Source organism: Flavobacterium aureirubrum (assembly GCF_038739835.1).
Classification (GTDB): Bacteria; Bacteroidota; Bacteroidia; order Flavobacteriales; family Flavobacteriaceae; genus Flavobacterium; species Flavobacterium aureirubrum.
Genome location: NZ_JBCGDO010000086.1, coordinates 1 through 552 on the forward strand (window position 1 = coordinate 1; position 552 = coordinate 552).

General features: G+C 29.7%; 1 protein-coding gene. It reads right to left on the reverse strand.

The features are described 5' to 3' along the window. Positions 1 to 552 (reverse strand): IS982 family transposase (locus WFZ85_RS16050; protein ID WP_342697263.1); only part of this gene is annotated, 552 nt, incomplete at both ends.

Sequence of the window (552 nt, forward strand, 5' to 3'; positions counted from 1 at the left end):
TTGCTAATATTCTTGTTTTAAAACCTTCAAAAGTTTTAGCATAATTGTTTCTAATTCTGAACTGGTCGCATAGTTGTGAAAATAATGTTTCAATTCTTTTTCTTGATTTTCTAAAGATATAAGGTTGGGGCTTATAATCTTTTTGATTAGCTCTTTTTGGAGTTTCTAATTTGATATTTACCGTTTGAAACAAATCTAATTGAATGCTTTGAGACAAGTAACCTCTATCGCCAAGTAACACACAATCAGACATTTGTTGTTTTATGGTTTTCAAAAAATGAACATCGTGAACTTCTGCCTTTGTAATATCTAAGGAATGGAAAACTCCATTTATAGAACAAACTCCATGTAATTTATATCCGTAAAACCAGTTATTTTGAGAGGCACAAAACCCCTTAGATGGAGCAGTTTCGAATTCTTCTTTGCAAATTTTAATTCTGTTGTGACGAGCAAATTTGCATATCTCTAATGGCATACTATCAACGATGAAATAATCTTCAAATTCTAAAAAATGTGAAGCAAGTTTTATTCTAACTTCTTCTAAAAATAAAA